This is a genomic window from Anaeromyxobacter oryzae (assembly GCF_023169945.1).
Taxonomy (GTDB): Bacteria; Myxococcota; Myxococcia; order Myxococcales; family Anaeromyxobacteraceae; genus Anaeromyxobacter; species Anaeromyxobacter oryzae.
On sequence record NZ_AP025591.1, the window covers coordinates 5,882,547 to 5,900,535 of the forward strand.

General features: G+C 71.6%; 15 protein-coding genes. 8 read left to right on the top strand and 7 right to left on the bottom strand.

Going from position 1 to position 17,989, the window contains the following annotated elements:
- Positions 1-127: 127 nt before the first annotated feature.
- Together AMOR_RS25745 and AMOR_RS25750 are read left to right on the top strand one after the other, a co-directional pair.
- The gene (locus AMOR_RS25745; protein ID WP_248355441.1) at positions 128-2,599 is read left to right on the top strand and encodes a PAS domain S-box protein; all 2,472 of its coding nucleotides are present in this window, start codon (positions 128-130) and stop codon (positions 2,597-2,599) included.
- Between the two features lie 480 nt (positions 2,600-3,079).
- Entirely contained in the window at positions 3,080-4,225 is a 1,146-nt protein-coding gene (locus tag AMOR_RS25750) for an HNH endonuclease (protein WP_248355443.1), read from the top strand.
- A gap of 254 nt (positions 4,226-4,479) precedes the next feature.
- On the opposite strand, the gene AMOR_RS25755 is transcribed toward AMOR_RS25750, so the two are convergent.
- The 6 genes from AMOR_RS25755 to ruvX all read right to left on the bottom strand — a co-directional run bounded on the left by AMOR_RS25755 (position 4,480) and on the right by ruvX (position 12,251).
- On the bottom strand, positions 4,480-5,787 hold the full coding sequence (locus AMOR_RS25755; protein ID WP_248355445.1) for a peptidoglycan DD-metalloendopeptidase family protein: 1,308 nt from the start codon (positions 5,785-5,787) through the stop codon (positions 4,480-4,482).
- A 73-nt stretch (positions 5,788-5,860) separates the two neighbouring features.
- On the bottom strand, positions 5,861-7,357 hold the full coding sequence (locus AMOR_RS25760; protein ID WP_248355447.1) for a SpoVR family protein: 1,497 nt from the start codon (positions 7,355-7,357) through the stop codon (positions 5,861-5,863).
- 10 nt (positions 7,358-7,367) lie between these two features.
- Positions 7,368-8,474, bottom strand: coding sequence for a DUF444 family protein (locus tag AMOR_RS25765; protein WP_248355449.1), 1,107 nt, complete (start codon positions 8,472-8,474; stop codon positions 7,368-7,370).
- Positions 8,475-8,508: 34 nt separating this feature from the next.
- Positions 8,509-10,584, bottom strand: coding sequence for a PrkA family serine protein kinase (locus AMOR_RS25770; RefSeq protein ID WP_248355450.1), 2,076 nt, complete (start codon positions 10,582-10,584; stop codon positions 8,509-8,511).
- Positions 10,585-10,752: 168 nt separating this feature from the next.
- Positions 10,753-11,841, bottom strand: coding sequence for an endolytic transglycosylase MltG (gene mltG, locus AMOR_RS25775; protein ID WP_248355452.1), 1,089 nt, complete (start codon positions 11,839-11,841; stop codon positions 10,753-10,755).
- Positions 11,838-12,251 (bottom strand): Holliday junction resolvase RuvX, encoded by a 414-nt coding sequence (gene ruvX / locus AMOR_RS25780; RefSeq protein ID WP_248355454.1) that lies wholly within the window; start codon positions 12,249-12,251, stop codon positions 11,838-11,840. The genes mltG and ruvX overlap by 4 nt, the downstream gene beginning before the upstream one ends.
- Positions 12,252-12,446: 195 nt before the next feature.
- On the opposite strand from ruvX, the gene AMOR_RS25785 reads away from it, so the two are divergent.
- The 6 genes from AMOR_RS25785 to AMOR_RS25810 all read left to right on the top strand — a co-directional run bounded on the left by AMOR_RS25785 (position 12,447) and on the right by AMOR_RS25810 (position 15,975).
- Entirely contained in the window at positions 12,447-13,376 is a 930-nt protein-coding gene (locus AMOR_RS25785; RefSeq protein ID WP_248355456.1) for a hypothetical protein, read from the top strand.
- A complete protein-coding gene (locus tag AMOR_RS25790) occupies positions 13,373-13,837 on the top strand; it encodes a hypothetical protein (RefSeq protein ID WP_248355457.1) in 465 nt (154 codons plus the stop codon). The genes AMOR_RS25785 and AMOR_RS25790 overlap by 4 nt, the downstream gene beginning before the upstream one ends.
- A 180-nt stretch (positions 13,838-14,017) precedes the next feature.
- Positions 14,018-14,218 carry a cold-shock protein gene (locus AMOR_RS25795; RefSeq protein ID WP_248355459.1) on the top strand — a complete coding sequence of 67 codons (201 nt, stop codon included), beginning with the start codon at positions 14,018-14,020 and terminating at the stop codon, positions 14,216-14,218.
- 107 nt (positions 14,219-14,325) lie between these two features.
- Complete coding sequence (infA, locus tag AMOR_RS25800; protein ID WP_059437797.1) at positions 14,326-14,547, top strand: translation initiation factor IF-1; 222 nt, start codon at positions 14,326-14,328, stop codon at positions 14,545-14,547.
- 57 nt (positions 14,548-14,604) lie between these two features.
- Positions 14,605-15,741, top strand: coding sequence for an acyltransferase family protein (locus AMOR_RS25805; RefSeq protein WP_248355461.1), 1,137 nt, complete (start codon positions 14,605-14,607; stop codon positions 15,739-15,741).
- A gap of 60 nt (positions 15,742-15,801) precedes the next feature.
- Positions 15,802-15,975, top strand: a complete 174-nt coding sequence (locus tag AMOR_RS25810) for a hypothetical protein (RefSeq protein WP_248355463.1) — start codon at positions 15,802-15,804, stop codon at positions 15,973-15,975.
- Here the strand turns inward: AMOR_RS25810 and AMOR_RS25815 are convergent.
- On the bottom strand, positions 15,972-17,912 hold the full coding sequence (locus tag AMOR_RS25815) for a transglycosylase domain-containing protein (protein WP_248355465.1): 1,941 nt from the start codon (positions 17,910-17,912) through the stop codon (positions 15,972-15,974). The genes AMOR_RS25810 and AMOR_RS25815 overlap by 4 nt on opposite strands.
- Between the last annotated feature and the right edge of the window lie 77 nt (positions 17,913-17,989).

Genomic DNA, 17,989 nt, shown 5'->3' on the forward strand with positions numbered 1-17,989 from the left:
CCTATCGCCGATCCCGGACGGACCGTCCGGGTCGGCGGGGGTCGTACCTCTCGCGCTCCTGCTTTCGTGGGGCATACACCGGTGGTCGGGGCCCGGTAGGATTCCGGGTCCACGCACCGGAGCGTACATGGCCCTCACGACCACTCCCGAGCTGCTCCGAGAGCTCGCGACGCTGTATCGCCGCATCTCGGAGCTAGAGCTCGCCGGGGGCCTGCGCGCGGGCGAAGGCGCGCCGCCGGATCTGCAGCGCCACGTCCCGGAGCTGGCCGACGGACTCCACGCGGCAGTCGCGTCGATGTGCGACGACACCATCGGCGTGCTCTCGCCGGCCGCCGACATCCTCTCCATCAACGACGCCGTCGAGCGGCTCGCGGGGTACCGGCCGGCGGACGTCGTCGGGAAGAACGCCTGGTCCTTCGTGAAGGAGGAGGACCTCGCGGCGCTCGCGAGCGCGCGCTCCGCGCCGCTCGACGACGGCATCCCCATCGAGATCCGGATCCGCTGCGCCGACGGCCGCGAGAAGTGGGTCGAGTTCAGCGCCCGGGCCTGGCCGCGCGAGGCGCCGCGGTTCATCATCGCGCGCTGGCGCGACGCGGAGGCCCGGCGCGACCCCGGGCGCCGCGCGGGCGGCGAGCAGCGCCTCGACGCGGAGCTCCGGCGCGCCGCGGCGATCGCGCGGCTCTCGCAGCTCGCGCTGGGGCTGCCGCAGATCTCGGACCTCGTGGCGGCCGCCGCGTCGCTGGCGCCGGCGGCCCTCGAGCTGCACGCGGGCGCGTACCTCGAGCCGGGGGAGGGGGGGCTCGAGGTCCGCGCCGAGGCGGGGCTTCCGCCGGGCTGGCGCGGACAGCGGGTCCCGGTCGTCATGACGATCGCCGGCCTCGCGCGCGCGGGCGGCGCTCCGGAGCACGCGTTCGACGTCGCGCGCGACGGCCGGCTCGCGGACCCGCTCCTCGCCGCCGCCGGCGCGGCCTGCGCGGCGGCGGTGCCGGTGCGCGGGAAGGATCGCGCCCACGGCGTCCTCGTCGTCGCCGGGCGGACGCCGCGGCCTTTCTCGCCGGAGGAGCTGCACTTCCTCGAGACGGTGGCGAACGTCGTCGCGACGTCCATCGACGCCCGCGCCGCCCAGGAGGCGCTGCGCGGCCGCGAGCGCCTCGCGCGCGCGGTGTTCGACCACGCCCGCGACGGCATGGCGATCGTCGACGAGGAGGGTCGCTGCGTGGACGTGAACCCGGCGGCGGAGCGGATCCTCGGCGCCTCGTTCGAGGCGCTCCGCGGCCGCCGGCCGGCGGAGGTGGTCCGCACCGACGTCGACCTCGCCGCCCGGAACGGCCCGCGGCACCAGCGCGAGGTCCCGGTCACGACGCCGAGCGGGACGCGCGTCGTCGAGTGGGATCTCGTCCCGAGGATCCTCCCGGGCCTGTCCCTCGCCGTGCTCCGCGACGTCACGGAGCGGCGCGAGGTGCAGACGCGCCTCGCGCTCGCCGACCGGCTCATCTCCGTGGGCACGCTCGCGGCGGGGGTGGCGCACGAGCTGAACACGCCGCTCGCGTACGTCACCGGGAACCTCGAGTTCCTCGCGCGCGCGATCCCGGAGCAGCTCCCTCCCGGCACGGCGCCGGAGCTCGGCGACGCGCTGCGCGAGGGGCTCGAGGGCGCCGAGCGGCTGCGGCTCATCCTCGAGGATCTCCGGATGTTCGCCCGGAGCCCCGGCGCCGACGAGCAGGGCCCCGCGGATCTCGAGGCGGTGCTCCGGTCCTGCGTGGGCATGGCCTGGAACGAGATCCGCCACCGCGCGCGGCTCGAGCGCGACGTGCCGCCGCTGCCGCCGGTGGCCGGGAACCCGGCCCGCCTCGGGCAGGTGTTCGTGAACCTGCTCGTGAACGCGGCGCAGTCCATCCGGGAGGGCTCGGTCACGTCGAACGTGATCCGGCTCTCGGCGCGGGTCCTCCCGGGCGACCGGGTCGCCGTCGAGGTGAGCGACACCGGCGCGGGCATCCCCGCGAACGTCCTCTCCCGCATCTTCGAGCCGTTCTTCACGACGAAGCCGGCCACCGTCGGCACGGGGCTCGGGCTCAGCATCTGCCGGAGCATCCTCGAGGGGCTCGGCGGATCCATCGAGGTGAGGAGCCACGCCGGCGCCGGCAGCACCTTCCGCGTGCTGCTCCCCGTCGCGCGCGGGGCCGTCGTCCCGGCTTCGGCGGCGCCCGCCGGACCGGTGCAGGTGCCGCGGAGCCGCGTCCTCGTCGTGGACGACGAGCGGCTCGTGGGGACCTACCTCGCGCGGGCGCTCGCGGGCGAGCACGACGTGACGACCGTCGCGTCGGCGCGGATGGCGCTCCGGCTGCTCGAGCAGGGCGAGCGGTTCGACGTCCTGCTCTCGGACCTCGTCATGCCCGACCTCACGGGCCTCGATCTCCAGCGCGAGGCGGTGCGCCTCGACCCGGCGCTGGCCGGACGCGTGATCTTCATGACGGCGGGCGCGTTCACCGACGAGGCGCGCCGCGCCATCCAGGGCGGCGCGGCGCCGTGCCTCTCGAAGCCGCTGCGCCTCGACGCGCTCCGCGCGGCGCTCGCGCAGGTGCTGAAGGGCCGCGGCTGAGCGGCGGAACGCAGGGCGGTCGGACCCCGCCGCAGGCCTCATGATTCATCAGATCTCACGCGAGCCGGGCGCGTCGGCGTCCGTGACCGCGCGGGCGTCGGGTGGTCGGTCGTCGAGGCGGGGATCGGGCTGAGAAGAAGGTGGACGGCCGAGGCGGGTCCGCGGTGGGGAAACGTCGACCGCGTGGATCGGCTACCAAGAAGCCTGCGTCGCGATGACGGCGAGCTCCTGGCGCGAGACGCGGATGCGGGCGCGTTCGGGGGAACCCAACCGATCGCGTCGGGCGGTTGACACGTCTCCGGCGCTTTCGCGGATCGCGCGTCGCGCCCACGCGAGGACGCCTCTCCCGCAGCGCCCCGCGCGCGTTGCGCGTCGCGAGCGGCGTCCGAACCGCGGCGCGAGGCGGCTCGCCAATTCTCGCGCCAGTGCTCGAATCCGTGCGTTTGCGGAGGGTGAGAATTCGCGTGAGACGATGCCCGCATGAACGCCCGCGACTCCTCGAACCGCCTCTCCGAGCTCCTCCGCCGCGAGCACCACGCGATGGCGGCCTTCCTCGTCGCCCTGGCCGGCTTCGACGAGAAGCGGCTGTGGGTCGAGCTCGGCTACCCGAGCCTCTTCACCTACCTGAACCGGGAGCTCGGGCTGTCGAAGAGCGCGGCCTTCTACCGGAAGACCGCCGCCGAGCTCATCCAGCGCTTCCCCGAGCTGGTCGAGCCGCTCGAGGACGGCAAGCTGTGCCTCTCCACCGTCGGCGAGCTCGCCCAGGTGCTCACGCCGGAGAACCGGGACCAGGTGATCCCCCGGTTCCTCCACCTCTCGAAGCAGGAGGCGCGGGCGGTCGTCGCTGAGCTGAAGCCGGTGGAGCGGCCTCCGCGTCGGGAGGTCGTGACGACTGTTCGCGTCGCGGCCGCGGCGCCACCAGTCCGCGACCCGGAACCCGCCGCAGTGCTCGAGCTCGGCGCGCCGGCGACCGCCTGTGTCATTGCGCCCGGTTCGCCGGCAGAACTCGTCGATGCCAAAGTGGCCACACGGACCGTGAATGCCCCGATTTCCCGGACGACGCCGCCGACCTTCGAGCCGCTCACCGCCGACCTCCGTCGGATGCACCTCACCGTCACGAAGCGGTTCGAGGCGAAGGTTGCCGACGCCAGGGACGCGCTCTCCCACTCGCACCCGGGGGCGAGCACCGAGGTGATACTCGAGGCCGCGCTCGACCTCCTCCTCGACCGGGCCAAGAAGCGGAAGGGCCTGGTCGAGAAGCCGCGGCGCGAGAAGCGGCCGTCGAGACCGGACCACATCCCGGCGGAGGTGAAGCGGGCGGTGTGGGTGCGGGACGGCGGCTGCTGCCAGTGGGCTCTCGAGAACGGCGGCGTCTGCGGCTCGCGCCAACGTCTCCAGTACGACCACATCCAGCCGAAGGCGCTCGGCGGGAAGCCGACGATCGAGAACGTTCGCCTCCTCTGCGCTCGGCACAACTTGCTCGCCGCACGGAAAATCTTCGGCGATGCATGGATGGACAGGTACGCGCCGGCCCGCAAGGCCACCGCGGCGACGGGGCGCCGCGACGCCGGCTCGGCGGGTGCGCGCTCCGAAGTTCCCGCCGCGGCCCTGACCGGGCCGACGTGACCGTCAGGCGCGCCGGAGCGCCCTCCCGAAGCCTCCGGCTGGCCAGGCCCCATCGCCGTCGTCGCGACGCAGGCTTCTTGGTGGCCGATCCACGCGGCGACGTCTCGCCCCGCGGCCACGCCCCGGCCGTCCCCCTTCTTCTAGAGCCCCTTCCCCGCTCGCCAACACAGACGAGCGTCCCTGCGGCGACGGTCGCGGCGGTCCGAGATGTGATGAATCGTCAGGGCCGCAGGCGGGGAGAGGGGCGCAGCCCCCTAGGTGACGTCCTCGGCTTCCAGCTGCGCCCGTACCGGCGAGACCTTCTCGTGGAAGTCCGGGAGCCACTTCGCCGGGACCGGCGCGTCGCGCGGGATCTTGAGCTGCAGCGGGTTCACGTAGTGCCCGCCCTGCTTCACGCCGTAGTGGAGGTGCGGCCCGGTCGAGAGGCCGGTCGAGCCGGTGTAGCCGATGATCTGCTTCTGCGCGACGGGCTTGCCGGCCGACACCGCGACCTGCGAGAGGTGGCAGTAGACCGTCTCGAGCCCGTTGCGGTGCTTCAGGATCACGGACTTCCCGCAGCCGCCGTTCCAGCCCGCCTGCTCCACCCGGCCGTCGCCCACCGCCCACACCGGGGTGCCGATGGGCGCGCCGTAGTCGACGCCCTCGTGCGCGCGCATGTACCCGAGGAGCGGGTGGTTCCGGTTCCCGAAGCCCGAGGTGACGTGCGCGAACTTGAGCGGCGACTTGAGGAAGCCGCGACGGACGCTGTTGCCCTCGTCGTCGTAGTAGCTCGTCTGCCCCTCGGGATCCGTCCAGCGGAAGAGGCGCTTCCGGCCGGTCGTCGAGCCGGCGTACTCCGCGGCGAGGACCTCCCCGTACCGGAGGAGCTTGCCGTCCGCGTACACCTTCTCGACCACCATCCGCATCGAGTCGCCGGCGCGGACGTCCTGGTAGAAGTCGACGTCCCAGGCGAGCACGTCCGAGGCGAGCACGGCCAGCTCGGGATCCTCGCCGGTTCGCTCGAGCGACGCCCAGAGCGAGCCCTGGATCTGGACGGCCACCCGCGCGACCTCGGTCGTGAGGACGACGGGGCGCTTCGTCCCGCGGAGCGTCCCGTCCGGCAGCCGCTCCACGATCCACTCGTCCGCGGCGCCCTGCCTGTAGCTGAGCCGGTGCAGCGCCGGGTCGCCGTCACGCCGCTCGATCCGGAGCTGATCGCCGGGGCGCGCGCGGTGGAACGGGAACAGGCCGGTGAGCGACGCCACCACCGCCTTCACCTCGGCGACCGGCAGCTCGAGCTTCATGAGGGCCTGCGCCACCGTCTGGTTGCGGCCGAGCCGGACCGTGATCGCGCTGAACTTCTCCGGCGGCGGCGCGGGCCGCATCGCGGGCGCGCTCGCCGGTGTCGGGGCGACGAGGGGGGCCGCCGCGACCGCCGGCGCGGTCTCGGCGGGCGTCGAGCCGGCGCGGAGCCGGCCGGCGGCGCCTGCGAGCGCGACGCCGAGGATGGCGAGGAAGCCCAGGCCGGCGATGATGACGGGTGCGCGGCGGCGGGGGACGTCGTCGGGGCGGCGGTCGGACATTCGGGCGCGAATCTAGCAGGACCCGCGGCGAAACCGAAATTCCCCGGGAGGCGCGCCCACCTCCGACTACAGGCTACAGCTCCGCGCGCCGATCCGAGTGCTCCTTGCCGTCGAACCGGAACAGGGTGCCCCGCCCCTCCACCTTCGAGTGGAGGTTCACCGGCCGGCGCCACAGCGACTGCACGTTGCGCAGGGTGTCCCGCGCGTAGTCGAGCTTGAGGTCCACGCCGTCGTGCTTGTGCACGAGGTAGAGCTCGCCGCGGTTCTCGAAGTTGCCGTCCTCGACCGCGATCACCGGCTGGCCGAAGTTGGTCAGCATGTGGAGCAGCTTCTCCTTCACCTTCTTGAAGTCGCGCTCCATGATCTCCCAGCGCTGGTGCTTCTCGTTGTAGCCGAAGGTGAAGAGCCGCTGCTCCAGACAGAACTCGAGGGTGAGGAACTCGTCGATGAAGGTGACGTCGTTGTAGTGCTTGCGGACCTCGAAGATCTTCCCGCGGCCGAGCCCGAGCTTCTTGTCCCAGTGCTTGCGCTCCACGAAGGAGTCGCACTCGTCGTACTCCTTGCCGAAGCGCCCCTTGTTCCAGCGATCCTCGATGTCGCGCCAGAGCTCGACGCCGAGCTTGTAGGGGTTGAGCTGGCCGGGGTGCGTCGCGAGCGTGCCGGAGTGGTGGTCGGCGTAGTCGATGATCTCGGAGGCGTCGAGCGCCTTCTCCGTCATGATCTTCGAGTGCCAGTACGTCGCCCAGCCCTCGTTCATGATCTTGGTCTGGCCCTGCGGCGCGAAGTAGTACGCCTCCTCGCGGACGATCGAGAGGACGTCGTGCTCCCAGCGCTCGAGCGGGGCGTTCTCGAGGAGGAACAGGAGGACGTCCCGCTCCGGCCGCTCGGGGAACTTCTTCTTCCGGGCGGCGTCCTCGTCGAGCTTCTTCTGCTGCGCCGCCATGAAGGCGGGCGGGTTGATGTACTCCCGCATGTACTCGCGGTCGGTCTTGAAGCCCTTCGCGACCTGGCGCTGCTCCTCGCCCTCGGCGTCCCCGTGGTCGGGGCGGCGCTTCACGTACGGTGACTGGTAGTCGATCAGGTTCTCGACGGAGAGGGCGCGGTCGATGAAGTCCTCGACCATCTCGACGCCGAGCTTGTCCTGGTAGCGCCGCACGCGCGTGGCGTGGTTCGCCATCTGGTCCATCATCTTCCGGTTGGTGTGCCGGAACATGAAGTTGTTCTTGAAGAAGTCGACGTGCCCGAACACGTGGGCCATGACGAGCTTCTGGTCCACGTCCATGTTCGACTCGAGCAGGTACGCGTACGAGGGGTCGTTGTTGATGACCATCTCGTAGATCTTCGAGAGGCCGTACTCGTACCCCTTGGCGAGCCGCTCGTACTCCATGCCGAAGCGCCAGTGCGGGTAGCGGTTCGGGAAGCCGCCGTAGGCGGCGACCATGTTGATCTCGTCGAAGCCGAGGACCTCGAACACGGTGTCGAAGAAGTCGAGCCCGTACTCGTGGGCGAAGGCCTCGACGCGCTTGCGGATGTCGTAGAGGCGGGCGGGGAGCTGGGTGTGCTTGTCCATGGCGGCGCGCCTACTTGCCCGAGCTCAGGAAGGCCTTGATCGAGGAGTAGATCGCCTCCTTGTCGGCGATCTCCGAGAGCGCGACGTTCTCCCGCGCGCCGATGGTCTCCTTCAGATCCTTGATGAACTGCCCCGAGCCGTACGGGCTCTCGACCTGCCCGTAGCAGAAGAGGTTCACCGAGGGGAGGATCCGGTTCTGGAGCAGCTCGATGCAGAGCCGCGTGTCGTCGGCGCTCCAGTTGTCGCCGTCCGAGAAGTGGAACGGGTAGATGTTCCAGGCGGACGGCGCGTACTCGGTCTCGATGAGCTCGAGGGCGAGCTTGTACGCCGAGGAGATCATCGTCCCGCCGGACTCGCGCGTGTGGAAGAACGTGTCCCGGTCCACCTCGCGGGCCACCGCGTCGTGGATGATGTAGCGGGTCTCGAGGCCCTTGTAGTGCTTCCGGAGCCAGGTATCGATCCAGAAGGACTCGATGCGGACGATCTCCTTCTGCTCGTCGCCCATCGACCCCGAGACATCCATCATGTAGATGACGACCGCGTTCGTCTCGGGGAGCGGGACGTGCTTCCAGGTGCGGTAGCGGCGGTCCTCGCGCACCGGCACGATGACCGGGCGCTTCGGGTTGTACGAGCCGCTCGCGATCTGGCGCCGCAGCGCCTGCTTGTAGGTGCGCTTGAAGTGCCGGAGCGACTCGGGGCCGGACGGCGAGATCCCGGTGTACCGGAGCTTCGTCGCGACGATGCGGTCCTTGCCCTTCGGCTGGATGCGCGGGAGCGACAGCTCCTCGCCGAGGATGTCCGCGAGTTCCTCGAGCGAGACGTCGACCTCGAGGATGTGCTGCCCCTCGCCCTGGCCGGCCTGGCCGCTCCCGGCCTGGCCGTCGGCGGGCGAGAGCGGATCGCCGGGGTCGCCCTGGCCCTGGCCCACGCCGCCCTGGGATCGCTCGCCGAACCGGAAGTGCGGGATGTCGATGGTCGGGACGGGGATCGTGATGAAGTCCTTCCCCTTCTTCCCGACCATCTCTCCCTTCTGGATGTACTTCTTCAGGTTGCGCTTGATCCGGCCGCGCACGATGTCGCGGAAGCGGGCGTGATCCTGCTTGATCTTGAGGGACATGTCGTGGACGCCCGTCCTCGCGAGACCGCGCGCGTCAGTCCTTCGCGTCGCCGCGCGCGAAGATGGACGCGACGAAGTTGAGGACGTCGGTCGAGCAGACCTCGCAGTAGCCGTAGTTCTTGATGAGCCGCTGCTTCACGACGTCGATCTTCTCCTGCGTCTCGCGATCGACGACCGAGGCGACGAGGTTCTTCAGCTTGATCGAGTCCTTCTGGTCCTCGAAGAGCTTCAGCTCGAGCGCCTTGTGCAGCCGCTCGTTCGTCCGGTAGTTGAAGGTCTTCCCCTCGATCGCCAGCGCGCCGATGTAGTTCATGATCTCGCGGCGGAAGTCGTCCTTCCGGCTCTCCGCGATGTCGATCTTCTCCTCGATCGACCGCATCAGGCGCTCGTCGGGCTCCTCGTACTGGCCGGTGTACTTGTTCCGGACCTTCTCCCGCTGGGTGTACGCCTTGATGTTGTCGATGTAGTTCGCGCAGAGCTTCGTGATCGCGTCCTCGTCGGCGCTGATCGCGCGCTGGACCTCGTTCTTCACGACGTCCTCGTACTCGCGCTTCACGTCCGTGAGGAGCTCGCGGAAGCGCTTCCGCTGGTCCTCGGAGGAGATGAGCGAGTGCTGCCGGAGGCCCGCCTCGAGCTCGTTCATCACCATGAACGGGTTCACGCAGCCATCGCCCTTGTCCGAGACGAGCGCGTTCGAGATCTTGTCCTGCACGTACCGCGGGCTGATGCCCTCCATGCCCTCGCGGTTCGCCTCCTTCCGGAGCTCCTTGATGTTGTCCTCGGTGAAGTTGGGGAGGGACTTCCCGTTGTAGAGCTTCAGCTTCTGGAGGAGGGTGAGGTTGTGCTTCTTCGGCTCCTCGAGCCGGGTCAGCACGCCCCACATCGCGGCCATCTCGAGCGTGTGCGGCGCGATGTGCTTGCCGCGGATCTTGTGGCTGTTGTAGTCGCGCTCGTAGATCTTCACCTCCTCGTCGAGGCGAGAGATGTACGGGATGTCGATCTTGACCGTGCGGTCCCGCAGCGCCTCCATGAACTCGTTCGACTGGAGCTTCTTGTACTCGGGCTCGTTGGTGTGCCCGATGATGACCTCGTCGATGTCGGTCTGCGGGAACTTCTTCGGCTTGATCTTGTGCTCCTGCGTCGCGCCGAGGAGGTCGTAGAGGAAGGCGACGTCGAGCTTGAGGATCTCGACGAACTCGATGATGCCGCGGTTCGCGATGTTGAACTCACCGTCGAAGTTGAACGCGCGCGGGTCGGAGTCCGAGCCGTACTCGGCGATCTTCCGGTAGTTGATGTCGCCCGTGAGCTCGGTCGAGTCCTGGTTCTTCTCGTCCTTGGGCTGGAACGTGCCGATGCCGATGCGATCCTTCTCGGAGAGGACGAGCCGGCGGACCTTCACGTGCTGGATGACCTTCTCCCAGTCGCCCTTGTACTCGGTCATCAGCTCCTTGAAGACGTACCGGCACGCGGGGCAGAGGTCGCCGGTCTCGGGGATGCTGTAGCCGGAGTCGGCGGGGGAGAGGTCCGCGAAGATCTTGCTGCGCCACTCGTGCGGGATGAGGTGGAGCGGCTCCTCGTGCATCGGGCAGGGCATCACCTCGCGGCGCCTCTGGCCCTCGGGGTTGGTCCGCTCGATGTCCCACGCGAACGTGTAGACGGCGCCCTCCGCCGTCTTCGAGTACGCCTCGAGCCCCTTCTTCAGGAGCCGCGCTATGGTCGACTTGGACGAGCCCACCGGGCCGTGCAGGAGGATGACGCGCTTCTCGGTGCCGTAGCCCTGCGCCGCGCTCTTGAAGACGTTGACGAGCTTCATGAGCGGGATGTCGAGCCCGTAGATCGCGTCCTTCCCGCCGAAGTCCGGATCGGTGAAGAAGTTGTAGCTGATGAGCTTCTTCTTGTTGTCGATGTACTCCGTCTTCCCGTGCGACAGGATCATGTCGTAGACGCGCTGGAACGCGGTCCGCGTGACCTTCGGGTTCTGCCGCACGATGGCGAGGTAGTCCTCGAAGGACCCCTCCCAGTGCTGCTCGGAGTAGCCCTGGCGATCCTGCAGGCTGGCGATCTTCGAAACCCAGCCCGAGGGCTGGGTCACTTCTCTCGGCTCTCGCATCTCGGTCCCTCGATCTCGCTCGGCCGACCTCGCCGACCCTACGAGCATAAGGAGCGGAGGAGCGGCCTGCAGAGCGGGGCGCTCGCGATCTTTCCAAAACCCTTCGGGGTGTGACGCGCCCCGTCCGCGGGCCCGGTCGAGTCCCGAGCGTGGCGGGAAGCGGGCGCGTCAGCGGCTCGCGCTGCCGTCGCGAGGCGCCGAGGCGGGGCGCGGATCACGCGGATGGCGGAAGAACTCGACCTGCCAGGCGTGGACCGCCGCGTTGTGGCACGCGAGATCGGGGCAGAACACGTGCGTGCCGTCGTTCCGTGAGACGAAGTAGAGGTCGGCGCAGTCGTCGGGCGCGAGCGTCGCCTGCAGCGCGGCGGCGCCGGCGTTCGCGATGGGCCCGGGCGGGAGCCCGGCCGTCGTGTACGTGTTGTAAGGATGCGGCGCGACGAGGTCGGCGCGGGTGATGTTCTTCGACCAGTGCCCGGTGCGGAGCAGCGTCGCGTACATCACCGTCGGATCGGTCTGCAGCCGCATCCCGATGCGAAGGCGGTTCCGGAACACGCACGAGATCCGCGCGCGCTCCTCCGGCCGTCCGGTCTCCTTCTCCACGATGGAGGCGAACGTCGCCGCCTGTCCCATGTCGAACGTGACGCCGGGCTTGCGGGCCGCGTCCGCCTTCGCGTACTCGTCCTTGAAGCGGGCGACCATCGCCTCCGCGATCGACCGCGCCGAGGTGCCCCTCGCGAAGGCGTACGTGTCCGGGAAGAGGAAGCCCTCCAGGCCGTCGAACGGCAGGCCCAGCGCACGGGCGACCGCGGGGTCGTGCGCCACCGCGGCGAAGTCCTCGGCGCGCGCGAGCCCGCTCCGCCCGACGATGTCCGCGATCTCGTCGATGCGGAGCCCCTCCGGCACCGTGAACCGGTGCAGCTTCACCTGCCCCTCGAAGACGCGCTCGAGCACCTGATCCGGCGTGAGCGGCCCCTGGAACGCGTACTCGCCGGCGCGAAAGGGGCGCCGATCGCGCTTCACCCAACGGAAATACGTCCACGCCCGCGACTCGTCCGCGAGGACGCCCGAGTGCGCGAGGAGCCGGACGACCGCCCGGGCGGATGCGCCCGGCGGGACGATCACGACCTTCTCGTCGGGGTCGCCGTACGGCGTCGAGCGGAACGCCTCGAGCTTCCGCCAGGTGGCGAAGCCGGCGGCGCCGACCGCCACGATCGCGAGCAGGAGGAGGACGAGCGCGAGCCGCAGGAGCCGCTTCACGCCGCGCTCCGGTCGAGCCAGCCCTGGAGGATCACCGCCGCCGCTTCCGCGTCGATCATCGACCTCGCATCCTTCGACGAAACGCCCCGGTCGCGCAAGCGCGTTTCCGCCTCGAACGAGGAGAGCCGCTCGTCGAAGAGCTCCACCGGGACGCCGAGCGCGGCGGCGAGCTTCGGCGCGAACGCCCGCGCCAGACGGGCGGACGCGCCCTCGGTGCCGTCCATGTTGAGCGGCAGACCGAGCACCGCGCGGGTCACCTCGTAGTCGCGCGCGATCTCCGCGATGGCGGCGAGGTCGCGCGGCTCTCCACGCCGGGTGATCACGGTGAGGGCGCGCGCCGTGCGGAGCACGTCATCCGACACCGCGAGCCCGATCCGGACGCGGCCGAGGTCGACGCCGAGCGTGCGCATGCGCGGGCAATCTAGGGCGCCGGCCGCGCGGGCGTCAAACGGGCCGCCGCGCGGACGCGTGGGTGCCGGCGTGGACCCGTCGCTCGCCCAACCCCGCGGGATCGCGGCGCGCGCCGCTGGCACGGGGCGCGCTCTCGCGCGGGTCGAACCCCGCGGGCGTCTCCGACCCCCGCGCGACCGAAAGGACCTCGAGCCATGATCGCAGCCACGACCTCGGCCCCGGCGCCCGCCGCTGCCGCCCCACCCGATCCGGGAGCGACGACCTCCGCGCGAGCGTCCGCCGGTGCCCCACCGCGCTCCGCGTCGGCAGGGGTCCTCCTCTCGCAGGGCGAGGCGGGAGACCTCGGGACGACGACCGCGTCGGGGAAGGGCGCCGCTGCGACGTCGACCCGCCGCACGATCGCGAGGCGGACGGCGAGCGTCGGGTACGCCCCGAGCGCCTCGACCGCCGCCAGCGTGAAGGCCTCCACCGCGAAGGCCCCCACCGCGAAGGCCCCCACCGCGAAGGCCCCGCTCGGGTTCCTCTCGGACACGAAGCTGAGCGTGGACGAGCGGCTCTTCCGCCTGATGATGTACGTCTCGGACAAGTACGAGAAGGAGCTCGACAAGAAGCTGAAGGAGATCCAGACGAAGGCGGCCAGCACCCCCGCCTCGGGCAGCGCGAGCAAGAGCAGCGGCTCGAAGAAGAAGTCCAGCTTGCTCGGCAACCTGGGCGGAGTCCTCAAGGCCGTCGCCGCGCCCGGGCTCGCGCTCCTCGACATCAAGGAGGTGCAGTCGGTCGCGAAGGTCGTGGCCGGCCCGGCGCTCGCCGCGGGCGCCACGGCCTTGGGGTTCCCGCAGGCGGCCCCCGCCCTGATGCAGCTCGGTCCGCAGATCGTGGGCGCGGCGTCGCAGCTCTCCACGACCCTCGACGCCCTCGGCGGATCGTCGAGTGGCGGAGGTGCGTCGAGCGGCGGGTCCTCCTCGTCTTCGTCGTCGAGCGGCACGCCCGAGATCGATCAGGTCCAGATCATGGAGCTCCAGCGCGTGATGGAGAAGCAGAAGGAGATGTTCGGGCTCGTCTCTAACATCCTCGGCTCGATGCACCAGACGCGGATGTCCATCATCAACAACGTGCGCGCGTGAGGAGACCGACCGTGAACGACTTCCGGGAGATGCTGGAGCGGATCATGGGCGCGCCGCCCGTCGCGGAGCCGGCGCCGACGCTCGCGGAGCAGCAGGGGATCACGCAGGAGCTGGGCGACGCCGTCGCGTGCCTCGCCGAGGCGGAGCTGGCCGCCGGGCGTACCGAGATCGCCCGCGCGATCCTCGAGGGGCTGGTCGTGACGAACCACAGGGATGCCGGAGCATGGGCGTTGCTGTCGGCGGCCCACCGCAAGCTCGCGCAGCCGCTCGCGGCGCGGTTCTGCGCCGAGGTCGCAACGACGCTCGCGCCCGCGGATCCGTGGATCCGGCTCGCGCGGGCGGAGTCGCTCCTGTCGTTCCCGGATGCCCGCGGGGAGGCGCGGGGGATGCTGGAGGGGCTCGCCGCGGACGCTGACGTCGGCGAGCGAGCCCGGGTCCTCCTCGGTGCTCTCCCTGAGTGAAACTCGCGCGGGCGTGACCGACCTCGGAAGTCCACTTTTGCCGCGCAATTCTGGCGCCTCCTCGCTTGACGGTTCGCGTTCGTATCGGGGATATTTCGCGACCGAGCCGAGGGTCCGTGCCCCACGGCTCCGCGGGCCGGCGGTCGGCCCGTTCCGGGACTCAAAAGGAAGCGTGAAGCGATGGCGAACGGCACCGTGAAGTGGTTCAACGACGCGAAGGGTTACGGGTTCATCTCCCAGGAGGGCGGGGAGGACGTCTTCGTTCACCACACGGCCATTCAGATGGATGGCTTCCGCACCCTCAAGGAGGGCGAGCGGGTGGAGTTCGAGGTCACCCAGGGCCCCAAGGGCCTCCAGGCGGCGAACGTCCGCCGCGGGTAGGCCCTGCGATCGTTTGACCGAACGGGCGGCCTCGGGCGACCGAGGCCGCTCGCGCTTATAGAGGAGCCCGCCCGCCCCGTGCTGGGGGCTCCCCTCGGAAAGGTCCGATGAGCGAGAAGGAAGCTGGCATCGAGGTACAGGGCACCGTCGAGGAGGCGCTCGCCGGCGGCATGTACCGGGTGAAGGTCGACCAGGGCCCGGTGGTCCTCGCGTACGCGTCCGGGAAGATGAAGAAGTTCCACATCCGCATCATCCCCGGCGATCGCGTCAAGCTCGAGCTGTCCCCTTACGATCTCACCCGCGGTCGCATCACCTACCGCGACAAGTAGCTGCCGCGACGGGGCGAGGGGCCCTGGCGCCGAGCGCTCATCGAGGTGCGCGCCCCCATGGCGGCTTCCCAGCGCAAGCTCTGGCTCGACTGGCAGCGCGGCCTGGCCGTGCTGTTCATGGTCGAGGTGCACGTGCTCGACGCGTGGCTCTCGCCCGCGGCACGCCACGGCGGACCGTACGCCGCCCTCCTGATGCTCGGCGGCTTCGCCGCCCCGGGCTTCCTCTACATGGCGGGCCTCTCGCAGGCGCTCGCCGACGCCTCGCAGGAGCGAAAGGGCGTCGCGCCCGCCGACCGCCGGCGAGGCGCGCTCCGCCGGGCGGTCTGGCTCCTCGGCGTCGCCTACGGGTTCCGGCTCGCCGAGTACCTGCTCGGCGGCGCGTGGCGCAGGCCGGACGGCTGGCAGGACCTCCTCAAGGTCGACATTCTGAACGTCATCGCGGTCGGGCTCGCCCTGTCGGCGGTCGCCGTCGGGCGCCCGCGCCGGCTCGGCGCGCTCCTCGCCGGCGCCGCCGCGCTCGGGATCGTGCTCGCGACGCCGCCGATCGCCGACGTGCTCCGCCACTACGACCTCCCGCGCGCCGGGCAGGCGGCTGACGCCGCCGCGCGCGTCGCGCCGAACCGCGCCGTCGACGTCGGGCTCGCCTACCTCTACGCGAGCTGGCCGCGCGCGAACTTCAGCCTGTTCAACTGGGTGGCGTTCCTGCTCGCGGGCGCGGCGGTCGCGCCGCTCGCGGCGGGTCCCCGCCGCCCCCTGCGCTGGCTCGGGCTCGGCGCCGCGCTGTTCGCGCTCGGGTGGGCGGTGGATCGCGGGCCGGACCTCTACGCGTACCAGAGCTTCTGGCGCACCTCGCCCGCGTGGTTCGCGATGCGCCTCGGGATCTGCGCCGGGTTCACCGGGCTGCTGCAGCTCGTGCCCGACCGCGCGGAGCGACCGCTCGCGTGGCTCTCGACGCTCGGCCGCCAGTCCCTCGTCGGCTACATCGCGTCCGTGGAGCTGACGTACGGCGTGCTGATGGACGGGCTCGCCGTGCGCCTCGGCGCGACGCCGCTCCGGAAGGCGCTCTCGTTCGGAGCGACGGTGAGCGGCATGGTCGCGATGGTCGCGCTGACCTGGGCGATCTCGGTCGCGTGGGAGCGGCTCCAGGCGTGGCGGAAGGGGCGCCCGCGCGCCACCCCCGCCGCGGCGGCCTGACGTCGAGGTCCGGCGCGGGCGGCTTGACCCGGGGGGCCCACCCGCGGTCGCATGGGCCCGGTGGAGATCCTCTTCGCGCTCGCGGTGCTGCTGCCGTTCGGGCTCGGGGCCTGGGCGCTCGCCATCACGGCGTATGCGCGGGCGCGGGAGGCGTCGCGGCGGGTCGCGGCGCTCGAGGCGCGGCTCGCGGCGCTGGAGCGCGCCGCGCGCGACCGGGGACCAGGGCAGGGTTAGGGGCGCGCCAGCGCGTCGGGCCGGGCGAACACCACGGGCTCGCGCAGCGCGGTCGCGAGCGCGTCGTCGGTGATCGCGCCCTGCTCGAGCATCTTGAGGAGCAGCTCGTCGACGCGCTGCTCCCACGCCTCGCTGAGCGTGCCGCGGTCCCACATCACGTGATAGCGGACCGGGTTCGGGATCACGGTGGCGAGGAACGCGGCCTCCTTGGGCGTGAGCTCGCGGGCGTCCTTGCCGAACCAGTGGCGCGCGGCGGGGCCGATGCCCCAGATCCCGGGGCCCCACTCGGCGACGTTCAGGTAGATCTCCAGCAGCCGGTGCTTCGGTACGGTCGCCTCGAGGGCGATCGTGAGCGCGGCCTCGCGGACCTTCCGCGCGAGCGTCTTCTCCCGCGACAGGTAGAGGTTCTTCGCGAGCTGCTGGGTGATCGTGGAGCCGCCGCGGACCACGCGGCCCTTCTCCGCGCCGGCCGCGAACGCGTTCCGGAGCTCCTGGAAGTCGAACCCCTCGTGCGCGAAGAAGCCGCCGTCCTCGCTCGCGGTCACGGCCCGCACCACGTGGACCGGGAGCTCGGAGACCGGCACGAAGTCCGGCGAGCGCGGGCCGACCACGATCGCGCGCGCCGTCCCGCGCTCGACCTCCGGGTGGAACACGAACGGCGCGCGGAGCGCGGCGGGGGGCGCGCGCCGCGTCTCCTCGCGCATGCGCGCGAGGTCGAGGCTCGCCTGGACCGTCCACGCCGCGGGCGCGAGGAGCGGGCCGGCCAGCTCGAAGCGCGCGTCGAGCGTGCCGCCCGGGCGTGGAGCGTCCTCGGGCAGCGCGAGCGACGGCGGCAATGCGGCGACCACGGCGGCGAAGTCCACCCCGTCCGCGCGGACGGTGAGGGAGAAGGGCACGCCGGGGCCGAGCCGGGCGTCGCCCGCGACCGCGACCGCGAGGCCGCCGGGCAGCGTGACCGTCCCGTCGCGGACCGTCACCCGGCGGTCGGCGCCGTCCCAGTCGACCGCGCCCGAGGCGGAGACGGCGAGCGGCCCCACGGGATCCGCGCCCAGCCGCTTCCCGGCGAGGACCAGGTCGGTCGCGGTGACTCGCCCGCGAACCCGAGCCCGCGAGAGATCGAGCGGCACCTCCGCGGACACGTCGAGCGAGAGCGAGCCCTGCTCGAGCGTGACCGCGCAGTCGCGCAACGCGGCGGGGAGCGCGGCGGGGCGGACCCCCCCGAGGAGCGCCTCGCCGGTCCACCCGGACCCGTCCCGGCGGACGGAGAAGACGCCGCGCCCGCCGCCCGGGACGAGGATCTCGCCGGCGACGCGCTCGGCGCCGTCGGCGCGCTCGCGGCGGATCGTTGCGTCCACGGGGCCGAGGTCGAGGTCGCGGCCTCCGACCGGGAGGTGGACGGACAGGTCCTGGACGGAGAGGAGCGGGTCCTCGCCGCGGTCGTCCGCGGCGTCGTCCGGGAGGGTCCGCGCGATCGCGGCGGCCGCGACCCGGTGGGGCGCGCGCCGGGGCAGGCGCGTCGCGAGCTCCCGGAGCGCCTCGCCGCCGGTGCCGGCCTCGACCCGCACGTCCTGGAGCCGCACGGACGCGGGCTCCGCCCGCCCCGCGAGGAGCGCCCAGAGCCGGGCCCGGACGCGGACGCGCGCGATCCGGATCACCGGCGGATCGGCGGGGTGCGTGCCGGGGATCGTCACCGGGCCGAACGTGACGCAAAAGAGCGGATCGACGTGCACGTCCGGGCCGACGGCGACCTCGCCGACCCGCGCCCGGAGCAGTCGCTCGATGCGGTCCCGGAGCGCCGCCTGGAACGCCGGCCGCGACACCAGCCCGACCGCCGCCACGTACAGCAGGCCGGCGGCGAGGACGGAACCGACCGCCACCCGCCAGGCGCGGCTCCGCCACGACGTCACGGAAGGGGAGGTGGAGGGCTCGGAGATCACGCGCGCGCTGATTATCTGCCCGGGTTCTGGGGGTCAACCGCTTCCCCGACGGGGAGGGGCCGGGCGCTCGGAGGGAT